This window comes from Mesorhizobium sp. M1027 (genome assembly GCF_040318745.1).
In the GTDB taxonomy this organism is placed as follows: Bacteria; Pseudomonadota; Alphaproteobacteria; order Rhizobiales; family Rhizobiaceae; genus Mesorhizobium.
This window is the reverse complement of the sequence record NZ_JAMYMW010000004.1, coordinates 192,390-208,142: the sequence shown is the minus strand read 5'-3', so window position 1 is coordinate 208,142 and position 15,753 is coordinate 192,390. Positions and strand designations below refer to the sequence as shown.

The window sequence follows — 15,753 nt, the reverse complement described above, 5'->3', positions numbered from 1 at the left end:
CCATAGCGTCTGGGCCCAATCTAGATCATTTGGCGGCGCTGAAAACCGCAACCGAGCGGCTTTGTCGTCGCATATGCATTTTCCCAAACGAAAAAGCCGGGCTGAACCCGGCTTTTTCAAGGATTATGTCATTACAGTTTTGTTATTTTGCGGGAGCGGCCGGAGCGGCGCCTTCTGCCGGCTTGGCAGGGGCTGCACCTTCGGCCGGCTTGGCGGGCGCGTTCTCGGCCGAGGCGCCGGGGGCCGGCAGTGGCTTCGGATTGTCCGACAGCGTGCGCAGATAGGCGATGACGTTGGCGCGGTCCTCATCCTTCGGCAGGCCGGCGAAGCCCATCGCCGTGCCCTTCACGAACTTCTTCGGCGAGGTGATGAAGTGGTTGAGATTGTCGTAGGTCCACTTCTCGCTGCCGCCCTTGGAGAACTCCTTCATGCCGGCCGAATAGGCAAAGCCCTCATGCTCGGCGACCGGACGGTCGATGATGTCCCACAGATCGGGGCCAACCTTGTTGGGGCCGCCTTTTTCGCCGGAGTGGCAGGCCTGGCATTTCTTGAAGATGGCGGCACCCGCTTCGGCGTTGGCGGTGGCCAGCAGCTCGGCGATCGGCTTGGCCTCCGCGGCTGGAGCGGCCGGGCCGCCTTCGGCGGGCTCGGTCGCCTCGATGGCGAAGCCGGGCTTTTCCGGCGTCGGCGAGGCAAACAGCGCGTCAGATACGATGCCAACGGAAAAGACGATGAACACCGTGCCGAGGAAACCGGCGAGCAGCTTGTTGACTTCGTTGGAATCCATACGCCCCAGGCTCCCTTTTCCGGCGGACCGATCCGTCCACTCCGTCCGTCGGTTCGTGAACCACCCTGCGAGGCGGTCAAATCGCGCGGAAACTAGGTCTTTTGCTCCGGCGTTGCAACACCTATAAGGGCGCTGCCAGTGAGACCTTTTGCCACTTTTGTCCCCCTCTTTTTCGAGCCCCTGCCCGCCTCATGTCCACGCTCATCCTGATCCCGGCCCGCATGGCCTCGACCCGCCTGCCGGGCAAGCCGCTGGCCGACATTGCCGGCACTCCGATGATCGTCCACGTCGCCCGCCGTGCTGCCGAGGCGGGGCTCGGCCGGGTGGTCGTCGCCACCGATACGCAAGGCGTTGCGGAGGCGGTGCGCGCGCATGGTTTCGAGGCGGTGATGACGCGGGCGGACCACGAAACCGGTTCCGACCGCATCTTCGAAGCCCTGACCATTCTCGACCCCGGCAAGACGGTCGAGACGATCGTCAATGTGCAGGGCGATCTGCCGTCCATCGACCCCCTTGTTATCGGTGCCGCGCTGAAGCCTTTCGAGAACGCGGCGGTGGATATCGCCACGCTCTGCGTCGAGATCGTCCGCGATGAGGAAAAGACCAATCCGAACGTCGTCAAGCTGGTCGGCTCGCCACTCTCGACGACGCGGCTCAGGGCGCTCTATTTCACCCGCGCCACCGCCCCTTGGGGCGAAGGCCCGCTCTACCATCATATCGGCCTCTATGCCTATCGCCGCGCCGCGCTCGAACGCTTCGTTGCGCTAAGGCCATCGCCGCTGGAGCGCCGCGAGCGGCTCGAGCAGTTGCGGGCGCTGGAGGCTGGCATGCGCATCGATGCGGAGATCGTGCAGTCGGTGCCGCTTGGCGTCGATACGCCGGACGATCTCGAACGCGCCAGGGCGCTCCTTTCCAACTAAGAAATTCTTCCCCCAATTCCCGAGACTCCGCGCATGCCTGAAAAGACCAACAAAATATCCTTCCAGGGCGAGCCGGGCGCCAATTCCGACACCGCCTGCCGCAACATGTTCCCGTCGATGGAGCCGTTGCCGTGCCCGACCTTCGAGGACGCCTTCAACGCCGTCGAGACCGGCAAGGCCGATCTGGCCATGATCCCGATCGAGAACACCATTGCCGGTCGCGTCGCCGACATCCATCACCTCTTGCCGGAATCGAAGCTGCACATCATCGGCGAATACTTTCTGCCGATCCACTTCCAGCTGATGGTGCTGCCCGGCGTCAGGCGCGACGAGATCAGGACCGTGCACAGCCACATCCACGCGCTCGGCCAATGCCGCAAATACATCCGCAAGAACGGCTGGAAGGCGGCGGTTGCCGGCGATACCGCGGGCGCCGCCAAGATGGTCGCCGCGATGAAGGACCGCACCATGGCCGCGCTGGCGCCGGCGCTGGCCTCGACCCTCTACGGACTCGACATCATCGAGGAGAATGTCGAGGACACCGACAGCAACGTCACCCGCTTCGTGGTGCTGACCAAGAACAAGCAATGGGCCGAACGTCCCTCGGCCGACGCCAAGATGATGACGACCTTCATCTTCCGCGTCCGAAACGTGCCGGCGGCGCTCTACAAGGCGATGGGCGGGTTTGCCACCAACGGCATCAACATGACCAAGCTGGAAAGCTACCAGCTCGGCGCGTTTACAGCGACGCTGTTCTACGCCGACATAGAGGGCCATCCCGACGATCCGCTGGTGAAGCTGGCACTCGACGAGTTGCGCTTTTTCTCGCGCGAAATGCGCATTCTCGGCGTCTATCCCGCCAGCGCCTCGCGCGAGCAGTGGAAGGTGGCGGATTAGGATCCGGTCAGGTCAGGCCGAGCTTGTTCCTTTTGGCCGGCTTGCCGCATTCGCGGCGGGCAATCGACCGGTTCATGGCGTCGATCTTGCCGCTTGCCTGGTCGGCGTCGCGCTTGGCTTTTGAGCGAATATCCGGCGTGAACGGGCCAAAGCCCGTCGCCGGGTTGGAGAAGGACGGCTTGGCGTCCACCGGCAGATGATATTGCTGCGCCAGGCCGTTTCGTTGCGCCAGCAATTGATCGCAAGGCACCTTGTCATACAGCAGCGAGGACTGGACGTTTTCGTCCTGCCGTTCGGACATCGAATTGCCGACGCAGCCGGCCATCGCCAGGCAAGATGCCAAGACCGTCATGTTCCAGCGCATGAACGTGCTCCTTGTCTTTCGCCGCTGCGGCTTCTCATGCGCAGCGGCAGAAGTCTTAGCCAGATTTTACGCTGCCGGAAAGCAAGCTTGCCACTACGGCCAGCCCTTCGACCGGTTCGCGGCGATCCTGCCGGATGATCGTTGCCTGCAGCGACAGGACCGAAAAGCCGTCGGCATCCAGAACCCGCTCTATATAGCCTCGCGAATGCGCGTAGCGGCGCGACGGCTGCAGGGCGAAGCCGGCACTGTCAGACGATTCTCCGCCCGGGAGCGTCTCGACGGAGAACGCAAACAGACCGCCGCCGGCAAGCATTCCGGCAATCTTGTTCACCACCCTGTCGAGTGCGCCGACATAGATAAACACATCGGCCGCCGTCACCAGATCGGCTTTCGGGCCAGAATAGCAAAAATCCTGCAGGTCCGTCTTGACGAGCAGATCGTAGAGGCCTTTGGCGCGCGCCTGCCTCAGCATGCCGGCCGAGATGTCGTAACCCTCCAGCCGATCGGCGATTGGCCGCAGCTTCTGGCCCATGAGGCCGGTGCCGCAGCCGAGATCGAGCGCCAGCGAAAACCGGCCCGGCCGTGCTGCCCGGATGGCGCGGTCGAGGCATTCGGGCAGACGGTAGCCGAGCCTGTCGACCAGCTCACCCTCGAAGCTTTCGGCATAGTGGTCGTAAAGCGTCTCGACAAAGGCGCTGGGCGGCGCCTGGGCAGCCGCTGCCCTGCCGATCAATTGCAGCTTGAGCACCGCGCCGAGCCTGTCCGCCGGGTCGAGCCGCAGTGCCGTCGTCCAGGCCTGCGCGGCACGATCGGGCGCGCCCGCCGCTTCCTGCATCTCGCCGAGGCGGAACCAGCCGGCTGGCCATTGCGGCGCCAGTTCGAGCGCGCCGAGCAGCAATTCCGCGGCTGCCGCATGATCGCCGGATGCATAGAGCATTTCGGCATAGTCGGCGCGGCGGTCGGCGGTCAAATCGCCGGACGAGGTCTGGAGCGGTTTCATCGTGATCGAGTTCCGCCGGGTGTTTGCAGCCCGGCTTGCGCTCTATGCTGGAGTCAGCAGTGACTTACAACAGGCTTCCCGCGCCGGAATTAGCGCCTATCTTGGGGCCATGCGCGCCAGCGACCTGCTTCATCCCCGGCCGGAAGGGTTGTATTGCCCGCCCGGCGATTTCTTCATCGACCCGGTGCGGCCGGTCAACCGGGCGCTGATCACGCATGGCCATTCCGACCATGCCCGCTCCGGCCACCGCTCGGTAATGGCGACGCAGCAGACGCTCGATATTATGGGTCTGCGTTACGGCGAAGGTTTTGCCGGAACGACGCAAGCCGCCGTGCTCGGCGAGACGATTGCGCTTGGCGGTGTGGCCGTCAGCTTTCACCCGGCCGGCCATGTGCTGGGCTCGGCGCAGATCAAGGTCGCGCATCAGGGCACATGCATCGTCGCGTCCGGCGACTATAAACGCCAGAACGACGCGACCTGCGAGCCGTTCGAGCCGCTCCAGTGCGACGTCTTCATCACCGAGGCGACGTTCGGCCTGCCGGTGTTTCACCATCCACCCGATTCCGAAGAGATCGCCCGGCTGCTGAAATCGACCGAACAGTTTCCCGAGCGCACGCATCTGGTCGGCGCTTATGCGCTGGGCAAGGCGCAGCGTGTCATGCGGCTGCTGCGCCATGCCGGCTACGAAAAGCCGATCTACATCCATGGTGCGCTGGCCAAGCTCAGCGAATATTACCAGAGCCAGGACATAGATCTCGGCACATTGGAACCGGCGACCGTCGAGACCGGCCAAAAAAGCGACTTTGCCGGCGCCATCGTCATCGGCCCGCCATCCGCCTTCGCCGATCGCTGGGCGCGGCGCTTTCCCGATCCGATGTCGTGCTTCGCCTCAGGCTGGATGCGCATCCGCCAGCGCGCCAAGCAGGGCGGCGTCGAGCTGCCGCTGATTATCTCCGATCACTCCGACTGGGACGAGCTGACAGCAACGATCAAGGAGACCGGCGCGGAAGAAATCTGGGTGACGCATGGCCGCGAGGAGGCGCTGGTGCGCTGGTGCGAACTCGAAGGCATCGCCGCCAGGCCGCTGCATCTCGTCGGCTATGAGGACGAGGGCGATTGATGGCAATTGTTGAACCACCAATCGCGGGCGCCGCGATCCTTCACACCCCCCTCTGGCCTGCCGGCCATCTCCCCCGCAAGGGGGGAGATTGGCTTCTTCGCCGCCGCGCTCATTCCAGCGACGTTCGAGATTGGCGAAACCAGTCGCGACATCCGATCTCCCCCCTCGTGGGGGAGATGTCCGGCAGGACAGAGGGGGGCGCGAAGGATCGCAAACTTCCCCCCTTGGCGCTCCGCTCATGAACCGCTTCGCCGAGCTTCTCGACCGGCTGGTGCTGACGCCGTCGCGCAACGGCAAGCTGACGCTTTTGACCGACTATTTCCGCAGCGTCGAGGATCCGGATCGCGGGCTGGCGCTGGCGGCCATTACCGGCGATCTTTCCATCGCCGCGGTCAAGCCGGCAATGCTGCGCACGCTGGTGATCGAGCGCATGGATCCCGTGCTGTTCGGCTATTCCTACGACTATGTCGGCGACCTGGCCGAGACCGTGTCGCTGGTCTGGCCGCAATCGCCTCTCGATATTGCGAACCACGCGCCGACGCTGGCCGAGGTGGTGGCCAAGCTGCAGGCGGCAAGCCGTTCCGACGGGCCGCAGGTGCTGGCCCGGCTGCTCGACAGCGCCAGCACGTCCGCGCGCTTTGCCATCATAAAGCTGGTCACCGGCGGCCTGCGCATCGGTGTCTCGGCGCGGCTCGCCAAGCAGGCGCTGGCCGATTTCGGCAAGGTCGATATCGCCGAGATCGAGGAACTCTGGCACGGGCTGACGCCGCCTTATGCGGCTCTGTTCGCCTGGCTGGAGGGCAAGGCGGAAAAACCCAGGAAGACGGCGCTGGCGCTGTTCAGGCCAGTGATGCTGTCGAACGCCGTCGGCGACGGCGACCTCGAAAAGCTCGACCCGGCCGACTACGCGGCCGAATGGAAATGGGACGGCATCCGCGTCCAGGCGGTTTGCGAAGGCGGCATTCGCCGGCTCTATTCGCGCACCGGTGACGATGTCTCCGGCGCTTTTCCGGATCTTGCCGAGGCGATGGATTTTTCAGGCTCCCTCGACGGCGAGCTTCTGGTCGGTGACCCCAGGCAGGCGACGGGCACGTTCTCGGACCTGCAGCAGCGGCTGAACCGCAAGAGCGTGTCACCCAAGATCCAGCAGCAATACCCCGCCTTCATGCGCTGCTACGATGCGCTGCAGATTGGTGACGAGGATGTGCGGGGATTGCCCTTCCGCCAACGACGCGGCCGGCTAGAGGCCTTCGTGAGGACACTCGATCCGAGTCGCTTCGATCTGTCGCCGCTGGTCGAATTCACCACCTGGCAGGCGCTGGAGGAATTGCGCCGCAAGCCGCTGCATCCGGTCATCGAAGGCGTCATGCTGAAGCGCTGGGATTCGCCCTATGTGGCCGGGCGGCCGAAGGGGCCGTGGTTCAAATGGAAGCGCGATCCGCACACGGTCGACGCCGTGCTGATGTACGCCCAGCGCGGCCACGGCAAACGCTCGAGCTTCTATTCCGACTACACATTCGGCGTCTGGTCCGGGCCGGAGGGATCGGAGGAGCTGGTGCCGGTGGGAAAAGCCTATTTCGGCTTCACCGACGAGGAACTGAGGCAAATCGACAAATATGTTCGCGACAATACGATTGAGCGCTTTGGCCCGGTGCGCTCGGTACGGGCCGACCGCAGACATGGCCTGGTGCTGGAGGTGGCGTTCGAAGGGCTTAACCGTTCGACGCGGCACAAATCCGGCGTCGCCATGCGCTTTCCGCGCATTTCGCGGCTGCGCTGGGACAAGCCGGCCGCGGAAGCCGACCGCATCGAGACGCTGCAGGCGCTGCTCGATAGTTAATGCATGTCGCGCAAAAAGCGTGCAGCGGTTTTGCGGTACCGACATGCATCAAAACAAGAATTTAAACTGCGTCGCATGAGGCCGGTCCGAACGCGACGTGCTTTACGGAACGACCGAGACGCGAATCTCGTAGATGTCGACCGACTTGCCCTGCTTGTCGAAGTCGGAATTGATGGCGATGGTGCCCGCAGCACCCGGATGCTTGTCGGGAAAGCGCACGTCGAACAGATATTCATTGCGCTCGCGACCGACGGCATAGCGCTTGCGGCCGCAGTCGCCGAGTTCGCCGAAATTGCAATCGACGGAAATCTGCGTCTCCTGGCCCTCCTCGGAGCGCGCGATGATGTCGAATGTGGCATGCTTGCCGGCGAGTTTTTCCAGCACGCCTTGCCCGACGTCGAAGCTGATGGCCGAACCGGATGCACCCGAGCGGATGCGCAGGAAGGAACCGCTTTCGTCCTGGATAACGTCGGCCTTGGCGTCCGACGGTGCATTGACCTGCGTCGGGTCACCCGGCGAAAACACGTTGATCCAGTCGCGCGCCTGGTCCGCCTCGCCCTGCTTTGGCGGCGAAGCGGTGTTGTCCGGCGTGAAATCATCGCCGTCGACCGTTGGCGGCGCTTCCGGCGGCGCCGTGTCGAGTTCGGTCGCCGATTTGAAGACGCCGGTCTGGTTGGCGAAATAAAGGCCGATGCCGGCGGCTGCGAGCAGCGTCACGCCGAAGAAGATCGCGGTCAAAGGCAGGCGCCGCCGCCTCGCCCGCCGGTCGTCGCGGTCGGGCGTCACTTCCGCGTCGTCGGTTTCGGCTTCGGTCGGAGCCGAGGCCCCCATGTCGATCACCGGCGCCTCGGGAACAGGCGCATCGGGCATTATGTCCGGGACGACCGGCAGGACGCGCGACCGGGGCGCATCGGATTCGGGCGGCTGCGGCGGACCGTCAACGACGACATCGGGCGACGGCGCGGGCTCGGCTTCGGCCGGAGGCTCCACCTCCGGTGCTGCCTCCAAACTGTCGGTCGGCGCGGCGACGTCGGTAACCGCCGGCAGGAATTCCGATTCGATTTCGGTGATCTTCGCCTGGACCGCCTTGCGGCGCTTGATGGCGACTTCCACGGTGACGTTTGGATTGGCCTGCAGGGCACGGTCGAGTGCCGCGAAAGCCGATCGGTAGACCCGCTCGCGAAACGCCCGGTCGTCGGCATTGCCTTTCTCAAAGGCGTTGCGGATCGCTTTTTCGATCGCGTCCAAACGAATTCCCTCTGCAATTCCACTCACATTGTCATGATCGTTAGCCGCAGGCGACCAATCAATCAACAAGCGAGCGGCTGCATTCTGCCTTGCCGAGGGATACAAAGCTCATTTCGGCGGTTTTCGGTAAAGAAATCAACCTTTTTCGCTGATTTTTCCGTCACGGCCCCGACGTGACGGACGGGGCGGCCTGCCGATACGGCATCGCATCGGCGCGGCGGCTGCCCTTGCGCCCGGCCTGGGACGGAGACGAATTGCTCGTCCTGAATTCGCGCAGCCATCTTGAATTCGCGGCCGGTTGCGTCTATCACCCAGCCCATCTTGGAAGCACGGCTTCCCGGGCCGCTTTAGCTCAGTTGGTAGAGCACATCATTCGTAATGATGGGGTCGCGTGTTCGAGTCACGCAAGCGGCACCAGTTATCCTTGGAATTGCCGGCAAATTTAGCCTGTCTGTTAGAAAGTTATTTGGACGCAAGCCCAAATAAGCGAAATCCATGTCCGTAACCGACACGTCGGGCAGTCCGGATTTCCAGGGTGCCCTTCGTAGACTGCCGCGTCGAAGGCGACATGGACGACAGACTGAGTTGCAGCCGCGTCGAAGGAGCGCCTCACCTCACCGGATTGTCGCCCAGCGACGCCACGGTCTTCAGCGCGCCGTCGAGCATGTCGCCCTTCTCGTCCTTCAGCGCCGCTTCGCGCAGGCGCCGGATCCAGTCGGCGGCGTCCGGGCGGCCCTTGACCAGGTCGAGCGCCGACAGCACCCGGTCGAATTTCGACTGCGCGCGGGCGTGGGTGTCGCTGTAACCCTTGATCAGCCGGCGGCAGTTGAGGATCTCCGTACCAAGCGCGTAGTCCTGGCCGACCTGGCCCAGCGCCAGCGCATACCAGCGATCGACATGCGCGGTCTCGACCTTGTGGCGCAGCAGGCGGCGGCGCCAGCGGCGCAAGCCGCCGATGAACCACAAAGCGGCAAAGCCGGCGAAACTGTCGGTGCGGATGTGGCGGCCGCGATTGATGCGGCGGTCGAGAAAGGCGGCGAGCTTCGGCCGGTCCTCGATGTAGCTGCCGAGCCCGGCCGGCAGCGTGCCGCAGAATTCCTCGATGCGCGGATGGAAATATTCGGTCACCTGCAGGACTGAGCCTTGCTTGACACCGACTTCGCGGCGTACGCGCTGGTCGCGCGTCGAGCGTGTCTTCAGATCGGCGACGCGGATCATGTCGTCGTAGCACATGGCGTTGGCCAGATGCTTGGCCGCGGCGATCGACAGCACGTAGTGATGGTCGGCATTGTCCAGGACGACCGCCCGGTCGAGCCGGTCGAGATACTCGCCGCCATAGGCGACGTCCTGGTAGTCGACGACTTTTTTCAGGCCGCGAAGCGCCATGTCGTGCACGGGTAAAGGCAAAGCAGCGACGCGCGCCGCCAGTTGTTGCCAGCCCTTCAACAGGCTTTCCGGGCCGCTGACTTTTGTCGCCGCGGCCGAGCGGGTTTCAGTGGCTGCCGGCTGTGCAGTCTTGTCGCCCGAAGGCGCGCTCGCGATGGCGCGCGCCCGATCGTAGGCGGCGGCGAAGGCGGCGAGGCTTGCCTTGACGCCGCGGCCGCCGGCGCCGATGGCCTGCTCATAGCTCTCGCGTGTGAACGGCAAGGCATCGGACCCGGCCAGCGCGCCGAGCAGGCTGGCCGAGATCATCGAGCCGTTATCGACGGCGATCTTCTCCATGTCGAAGGCGATGAAGCGCTTGGCCGCGGCTTCAGCCGTGGCATGCACCTTCGAGGACGATGCGCGGCCGTCGCCGGGTTCGATCTTCTCGGAGACCGCTGCGATGCGGTGCGACGAGGCGATCAGCGTGGTGCGCTCCGGCGTGACGAACCCGCGGATGATGGCGCGGCCGGCCTCCATCAGTTCGGCGGCGATCAATATATCGACGTCGCTCTGCGACGGCGACAGCGCGAAGACGGGCAGCCGGCCGGTGTCGCGGCACATTTCGACATAGTAGATGGTGGCGCCGGTGCGCTGGGCGACGCCGGCAACCGAGGTCGATTGGGCGACGTAGCCGTTGCGCTCGGCGGCGTCGGTGATCCAGTCGGCCAGCACGCCGCCGCCCTGGCCGCCGACCGCCAGCACGGCAAGCTTTATGACGCGCTCATCGTCCAGCGCGCCGGCCTTGGAACGGGTTGATGGGACAGCGTCAAGCATCGGCAAATATCAGCCGCCGGCTTTCGCGGCGGCGCTGCAAGAGGCGGATCGTGGCGCGCCGCGCGGCTTCAAGCAAACCGTCCCAGCGGCTCGGATTGTGCACCACGTCGGCGCGGTAGAAGGATGGGCACAGCACCGCCGCATCGGCAACCTCGCCACAATTGCCGCAGCCGACGCAGCTCTGGTCGATATGCGCCACCGGATCGTCGCGCAGCGGGTCATCGAGCGACTTCACCGACAGCGACGGACAGCCGGAGAGCCGCATGCAGGCATGGTCGCCGGTGCAGATGTCCTCGTCGACGCCGAATTTCGGCTTGACGACCCGCTCACCGCCCTTGATCGCCTTGTCGACCAAAGGCTTCTCGCGACGCTGGCGGTTGAGCATGCATTCGGACGAGGCGACGATGACTTTCGGGCCCTTCTCGTCCGTCGTCAGCGCCTCGCGCAGCGTGTCCTGCATCCTGGTCACATCATAGGTGCGGTCGATGTGGCGCAGCCATTTGACGCCCATGCCTTTCACCGCCTCGGTGATCGGATGCTTGGTCGACTTGGTCTTGTTGCCGGCGCGGGAGGAAAGGATATCCTGCCCTCCCGTCGCCGCCGAATAGAAATTATCGACGATGACGATGACGCCATCGTTCTTGTTGAACACGGCATTGCCGATCGAGGACGTCAGGCCGTTGTGCCAGAAGCCGCCGTCGCCGACGAAGGAGATCGAGCGACGCTTGGCATCGGGCGAGTTGAACGCCGAGGCCGAGGCCGGCCCCAGCCCGTAGCCCATGGTGGTGGCGCCGAGCTCGAAAGGCGGCATGATCGAGAACAAATGACAGCCGATGTCGGAGGCGATGTGGTGCTCGCCCAGCTCCTGCTCGACCAGCTTGGTGGCGGCGAAGATCGGCCGCTCCGGGCAGCCGACGCAGAAGCCGGGCGGGCGGCCCGGGACGACGTTGACCAGGTCGGCGGTGTCGAGCCCGTCGCCGATCTTGTTGGGCGCGCGGACCTCGCTTGACAGCAGATGCGGGATGGTGGCGCGCAGGAACGATCCGATGCCGTCGAGCATCACCTGGCCGGTGTATTCGCCGGCCATAGGCAGATGTTCCTTGCCAACGAGCTTGGTGCCGCGGCCGGCCTTGTGCAGCATCGCGGCAAAGGCCTGTTCGATGTAGTTGGGCTGGCCTTCCTCGACGACGAGCACGGCGTCCTTGCCTTCGCAGAAGGACAGGAATTCGTCATCGACCAGCGGGTAGACGGCGTTCAGCACATAGAGCGGCACGTCGGTGTCGCCATAAGTGTCGGCGAGGCCGAGCCGCTGCAGCGCCCGGATGACCGAATTGTACATGCCGCCCTGCATGACGATGCCGACCGAGCCGTGCTCCGGGCCGAAAAACTCGTTGATCTTGTTGGTGCGGATTAAATCGACCGCCGCCGGCCAGCGTTTCTGCACCTTTTCTTTCTCGTGCAGGAAGGACGCGGGCGGCAGCACGATGCGGCCGGTGTCGCGGCGCGGCGCCTCGAGCGCGTCGGCCACCGTCATCGCCGGGCGCTTGTTGTCCTTGGCGATGAAATGGCCATGGACATGGCAGCAGCGAATCCGGACCTGAAGCATGACCGGCGTGTTGGAAACCTCGGACAGCTCGAAGCCGTCTTCCACCGCCTTGACGATCGACGGCAGGTTCGGGCGCGGGTCGAGCAGCCAGACCTGGCTCTTCATGGCGAAGGCGTGGCTGCGCTCCTGCATGATCGAGGAGCCTTCGCCGTAATCCTCGCCGACGATGATCAATGCACCGCCGGTGACGCCGCCGGAAGCGAGATTGGCGAGCGCGTCGGAGGCGACATTGGTGCCGACCGTCGACTTGAAGGTGGCCGCACCGCGGATCGGATAGTGCACCGATGCCGCTAGCATGGCGGTGGCGGTGGCTTCCGAGGCGCTTGCCTCGAAATGCACGCCGAGCTCGCCCAGGATATCCTGCGCGTCGGCCAGCACGTCCATCAAATGGCTGATCGGTGCACCCTGATAGCCGCCGACATAGCCGACGCCGCATTGCAGCAGCGCCTTGGTGATGGCGAGAATGCCTTCGCCGGAAAACTCCTCGCCGGCGCCGAGCCTGAGCTTTTCGACTTCCTTGGCAAAAGACCGTTCGGCCATTTTGGGCTCCTTCCGTTGCCGCCCCGATGGCGGCGCGTACGATCAGATGTCGTGCTTGCGAATGTTCTTCAGCATCTTCTGCAATGTCGCGATCAGCGCCGCGTATTCGGCATCGTCGACATCGTCAAACATTGCCTCGAAAGCGTCGTGCATGGCCGGCCAGGCGCGCGCGAACTCGGCGCGGCCATCGTCGGTCAGGAACACATGGCGGATACGGCTGTCGGTGACCCCCTGCTCGCGCCGAACAAACCCTTGTCCCTCCAGCGTGTCGAGCGTGCGGCTCAAGGTCGACTGCTCGATGACGGTATAGACCGAGAGATCGTTGACGGTGACGCCATCGGTGACCGACAATACGGCCAGCGTGCGCACCTGCGGAATGGTCAGGCCTTGCTTGCGGAAATTGTCGCGCAGCGTGGCGTTGTAGCGGCCCATGATGCGGTTCATCAGATAGGGCGCGAACTGCTGCAGGCCGATCTGGCCCAAAGTCGAGATGCGCTGGCGTTTTTCAACCTTCTGTTCCATCACAGCCTCCCCGCCAGGAGAAAGCCGGAGCCGCCGCCCAGGCCAGCACCCGGATGGGTCGAGGCGCCGATGTGGTAGAGACCCCTGACCCCGGTTTCGTGATTGCGGCTCGTCTTGAGCGGCCGCCACAGAAACGACTGGTCGATGGTCGAGGAACCGCCATAGGGGTCGCCGCCGACCAGATTGACGTTCATCGCTTCCAGGTCGGCCGGCGAACAGGCGCGGCGTGCGATGACGCTGTCCTTGAACCCATCGATATGGCTGGCGAGGATCGCTTCGGCACGGTCGGCGTAGGCTTCGCGCAGCGCCTCGGTCCAGCGACCGTCTGCCGGTGTCTGCAGTTTGCCGGCGGCATCGCCCTTGATATGGCGTGGCGCCTCGGGCAGTTGCAGCCACAGGACCGCTTTGCCGTCCGGGCAGCGCGATGGGTCGAGCGCGTGCGGCTGGCCGACGCAGATGGTCGGCACCTCCGGCAGCATGCCGCGCACGGCTTCGTTGCAGGCCTTCGAGACGCCGTCGAGCCCCGGCGTCAGATGCAGCAGCGCGACCTTGTCCAGGCCCTCGCCGCGCCATGCCGGCGGCTTGTGCAAGGCATAGTGGATCTGGAAATTGCCCTTGCCATAGCGGTATTTTTGCGCTGCCTCGACGTCGGCTTTCGGCGCCGCGTCGCTGAGCAGCCGCTCGTAGAGCTGGCTAGGCGTGACCGAGCAGATGACGCTCTTGTTCACGTTGATCGTTTCGCCCGAAGCCAGCCGCACCCCACTGGCGCGGCCATTGCTCTGAACGACTGAGGCGACATCAGCGCCAGTGCGGATTTCGCCGCCACGTTCCCTGATCAGCGCTTCGAACGCGGACAGCAGATTCCTGGCACCGCCCTTGACGATCGGCGCGCCGGCCGCTTCAAGCGCGAAGGCGATGACCTTGGCGATCTGGCCGGAGAACGCGTCCTCAGGCCCGAGGCCGGCATGCAGCACCCAGGGCGCCCACAGCGCGCGCATCGTTTCCGACCGGTAGGTGCTTTCCAGCCAACTGCGCGCCGGCACCAGCGCGCTGCCGACAAAGGCGGCAAGGCCACGCGGGCCGCGCCGCCAGGCTTCGCCCGCGAGCAGCTTTGCCGTCGGGTAAGACCACAGGCTTCCGCCGAGCAGACCGAACAGCAGGCCAGCATTGCGCTCGATCTCGCCGACATCGCTGCGGTGCCGGTCGCCGTCGCCCGCGGCAAGCGCATTGGCCGCCGTGACATTGGCGATACGATCGGTGCGCAGGATGGCGTGGCTGCCGTCCGGGCGCAGCACGCCGGTCGGCGTGGAGGTGTTGCAAAACTCCAGGCCGTGCCGCGCCAGATCCTTGCCCAATGCCGCATAGGCCGGTGAGGTGATGAACAGGACGAAGGTCGTCGCCATCACGTCGTGGATGAAGCCGGGCGCGGTGATCTCTTCGGTGCGCATGCAACCGCCGATGCGGTCGTTGCGCTCGAGCACCAGCACCTTCGCCCCCTTGCCGCCAAGCATCGCCGCGCAAACCAGCGCGTTGATGCCGCTTCCGACGATGATGTGATCGATATCGCTCATCGAGGGTTGCTCCGGGTGAGCGGAAGGTGGAATTCATTTGCGTGGATTGCCGTTCCTTCGCGCCCCCCTCTGTCCTGCCGGACATCTCCCTCACTTGGCGGGAGAACGGCTGTCACCGCGGCCTTCGCCACTCTCCTACGTCGCAGGAATGAGCGAGGCGCCGAAACTGCCAATCTCCCCCCAAGTGAGGGAGATGTCCGGCAGGACAGGGGAGGGCGCCGTAGAGCCGCAGCCTTGCAAGACTGCCGCTCCCAACCCGTCACCACAGCATTGCCTGCAAGCATGATCTTCTCCCGAAGACCGCCAGTTGCCCTATTGTCTCGGCACGAGTGCCAGTGCGCGGATCGGGCTGCCGGTGCCGTGCTCGATCTTGAGCGGTGCGGCGATCAGGATCGCGCCCTTCGGCGGCAGCCGGTCGAGATTGCACAGGCTGGCGAGCCCATAGCGGTTGGCCTTGTGCATCAGGCTGTGCGCCGGGAATGGCGGCTCCATTCCCCCTGCTTTGCCAGCATCCGTGCCGATCGTCTCGCTGCCCCAGCCCTTGATGTCCTTGCTGATCAGATACTGGATGGCCTCGGCCGTCGGTCCGGGCGTGTGCGGTCCGGTCTCATTGGCGTTGAGGAACTCGGCTTCCGAGCCGTTGCGCTTGTACCAGTCGGTGCGCATCACCACCCATTCGCCCGCGTTGATAGCGCCATGTTCGGCTTCCCAGGCCTTGATGTGGTCGACGGTGAGCAGGAAGTCGTGATCGGCGGCGGCTTGCTTCGAGCAGTCGATGACATTGACCGGGCCGACGAAATTCTGAACCGGAATGGTGTCGGTGGCACCGTCCGGATAATCCTTGCCGGTGATCCAGTGCTGCGGCGCGTCGAAATGCGTGCCCGAGTGTTCGCCGAGCTTCAGCCAATTCCAGGCCCACCACGGACCGTTCTTGTCATAGTGGGAGATGGCGTGGATCTCGACCTTCGGCGTGTCCACCGCCAGCTCCGGCGGCAGCTTGATCAGCGGCGTGTTAGGCCCGAGCGGCGCCGTCAGGTCGACCACCTGGATGGCGCCTGAAAGAAGCTGGCCGGCGACGTCGCCGAGGAGTTGTTGTGTGTCCATGGTCTCTGTTCCCTCTTTCTCAATGGTGCTGAAGG

Annotated in this window: 13 protein-coding genes and 1 tRNA gene; 5 read left to right on the top strand and 9 right to left on the bottom strand. The window is 64.6% G+C overall.

Going from position 1 to position 15,753, the window contains the following annotated elements; genetic code table 11:
• Positions 1 to 142 precede the first annotated feature (142 nt).
• Positions 143 to 787 carry a c-type cytochrome gene (locus tag NKH50_RS10105; RefSeq protein ID WP_352740894.1) on the bottom strand — a complete coding sequence of 215 codons (645 nt, stop codon included), beginning with the start codon at positions 785 to 787 and terminating at the stop codon, positions 143 to 145.
• 191 nt (positions 788 to 978) lie between these two features.
• On the opposite strand from NKH50_RS10105, the gene NKH50_RS10100 reads away from it, so the two are divergent.
• Positions 979 to 1,707 (top strand): 3-deoxy-manno-octulosonate cytidylyltransferase, encoded by a 729-nt coding sequence (locus NKH50_RS10100; RefSeq protein WP_352506112.1) that lies wholly within the window; start codon positions 979 to 981, stop codon positions 1,705 to 1,707.
• A 33-nt stretch (positions 1,708 to 1,740) separates the two neighbouring features.
• Positions 1,741 to 2,604: a prephenate dehydratase gene (locus tag NKH50_RS10095; RefSeq protein ID WP_254816209.1), complete on the top strand. Its 864-nt coding sequence runs from the start codon at positions 1,741 to 1,743 to the stop codon at positions 2,602 to 2,604.
• A 7-nt stretch (positions 2,605 to 2,611) separates the two neighbouring features.
• Here the strand turns inward: NKH50_RS10095 and NKH50_RS10090 are convergent, their stop codons facing one another.
• Both NKH50_RS10090 and NKH50_RS10085 read right to left on the bottom strand, forming a co-directional pair.
• Positions 2,612 to 2,968, bottom strand: a complete 357-nt coding sequence (locus tag NKH50_RS10090) for a hypothetical protein (RefSeq protein WP_352702377.1) — start codon at positions 2,966 to 2,968, stop codon at positions 2,612 to 2,614.
• Positions 2,969 to 3,023: 55 nt separating this feature from the next.
• On the bottom strand, positions 3,024 to 3,968 hold the full coding sequence (locus NKH50_RS10085; protein WP_352506110.1) for a methyltransferase domain-containing protein: 945 nt from the start codon (positions 3,966 to 3,968) through the stop codon (positions 3,024 to 3,026).
• 109 nt (positions 3,969 to 4,077) lie between these two features.
• Between NKH50_RS10085 and NKH50_RS10080 the strand changes: the two genes are divergently transcribed.
• Together NKH50_RS10080 and NKH50_RS10075 are read left to right on the top strand one after the other, a co-directional pair.
• Positions 4,078 to 5,088 (top strand): ligase-associated DNA damage response exonuclease, encoded by a 1,011-nt coding sequence (locus tag NKH50_RS10080; RefSeq protein ID WP_352702546.1) that lies wholly within the window; start codon positions 4,078 to 4,080, stop codon positions 5,086 to 5,088.
• A 238-nt stretch (positions 5,089 to 5,326) separates the two neighbouring features.
• Positions 5,327 to 6,928, top strand: coding sequence for a cisplatin damage response ATP-dependent DNA ligase (locus NKH50_RS10075; protein WP_352878348.1), 1,602 nt, complete (start codon positions 5,327 to 5,329; stop codon positions 6,926 to 6,928).
• A 102-nt stretch (positions 6,929 to 7,030) separates the two neighbouring features.
• Here the strand turns inward: NKH50_RS10075 and NKH50_RS10070 are convergent, their stop codons facing one another.
• Positions 7,031 to 8,176, bottom strand: coding sequence for a hypothetical protein (locus tag NKH50_RS10070; protein ID WP_352686879.1), 1,146 nt, complete (start codon positions 8,174 to 8,176; stop codon positions 7,031 to 7,033).
• Positions 8,177 to 8,517: 341 nt separating this feature from the next.
• On the opposite strand from NKH50_RS10070, the gene NKH50_RS10065 reads away from it, so the two are divergent.
• Positions 8,518 to 8,593, top strand: a tRNA-Thr gene (locus NKH50_RS10065).
• A gap of 192 nt (positions 8,594 to 8,785) precedes the next feature.
• Here NKH50_RS10065 and NKH50_RS10060 read toward each other — a convergent pair.
• The 5 genes from NKH50_RS10060 to NKH50_RS10040 all read right to left on the bottom strand — a co-directional run bounded on the left by NKH50_RS10060 (position 8,786) and on the right by NKH50_RS10040 (position 15,718).
• Positions 8,786 to 10,375 (bottom strand): indolepyruvate oxidoreductase subunit beta family protein, encoded by a 1,590-nt coding sequence (locus NKH50_RS10060; RefSeq protein WP_352878345.1) that lies wholly within the window; start codon positions 10,373 to 10,375, stop codon positions 8,786 to 8,788.
• A complete protein-coding gene (locus NKH50_RS10055; protein ID WP_352878343.1) occupies positions 10,368 to 12,521 on the bottom strand; it encodes a thiamine pyrophosphate-dependent enzyme in 2,154 nt (717 codons plus the stop codon). The genes NKH50_RS10060 and NKH50_RS10055 overlap by 8 nt, the downstream gene beginning before the upstream one ends.
• A gap of 42 nt (positions 12,522 to 12,563) precedes the next feature.
• Positions 12,564 to 13,043, bottom strand: coding sequence for a MarR family winged helix-turn-helix transcriptional regulator (locus tag NKH50_RS10050; protein ID WP_352455076.1), 480 nt, complete (start codon positions 13,041 to 13,043; stop codon positions 12,564 to 12,566).
• Positions 13,043 to 14,614 carry a phytoene desaturase family protein gene (locus NKH50_RS10045; protein WP_352878340.1) on the bottom strand — a complete coding sequence of 524 codons (1,572 nt, stop codon included), beginning with the start codon at positions 14,612 to 14,614 and terminating at the stop codon, positions 13,043 to 13,045. Before NKH50_RS10045 ends, NKH50_RS10050 begins: the two co-directional genes overlap by 1 nt.
• Before the next feature lie 312 nt (positions 14,615 to 14,926).
• The gene (locus tag NKH50_RS10040; RefSeq protein ID WP_254816222.1) at positions 14,927 to 15,718 is read right to left on the bottom strand and encodes a cyclase family protein; all 792 of its coding nucleotides are present in this window, start codon (positions 15,716 to 15,718) and stop codon (positions 14,927 to 14,929) included.
• Positions 15,719 to 15,753: the final 35 nt, after the last annotated feature.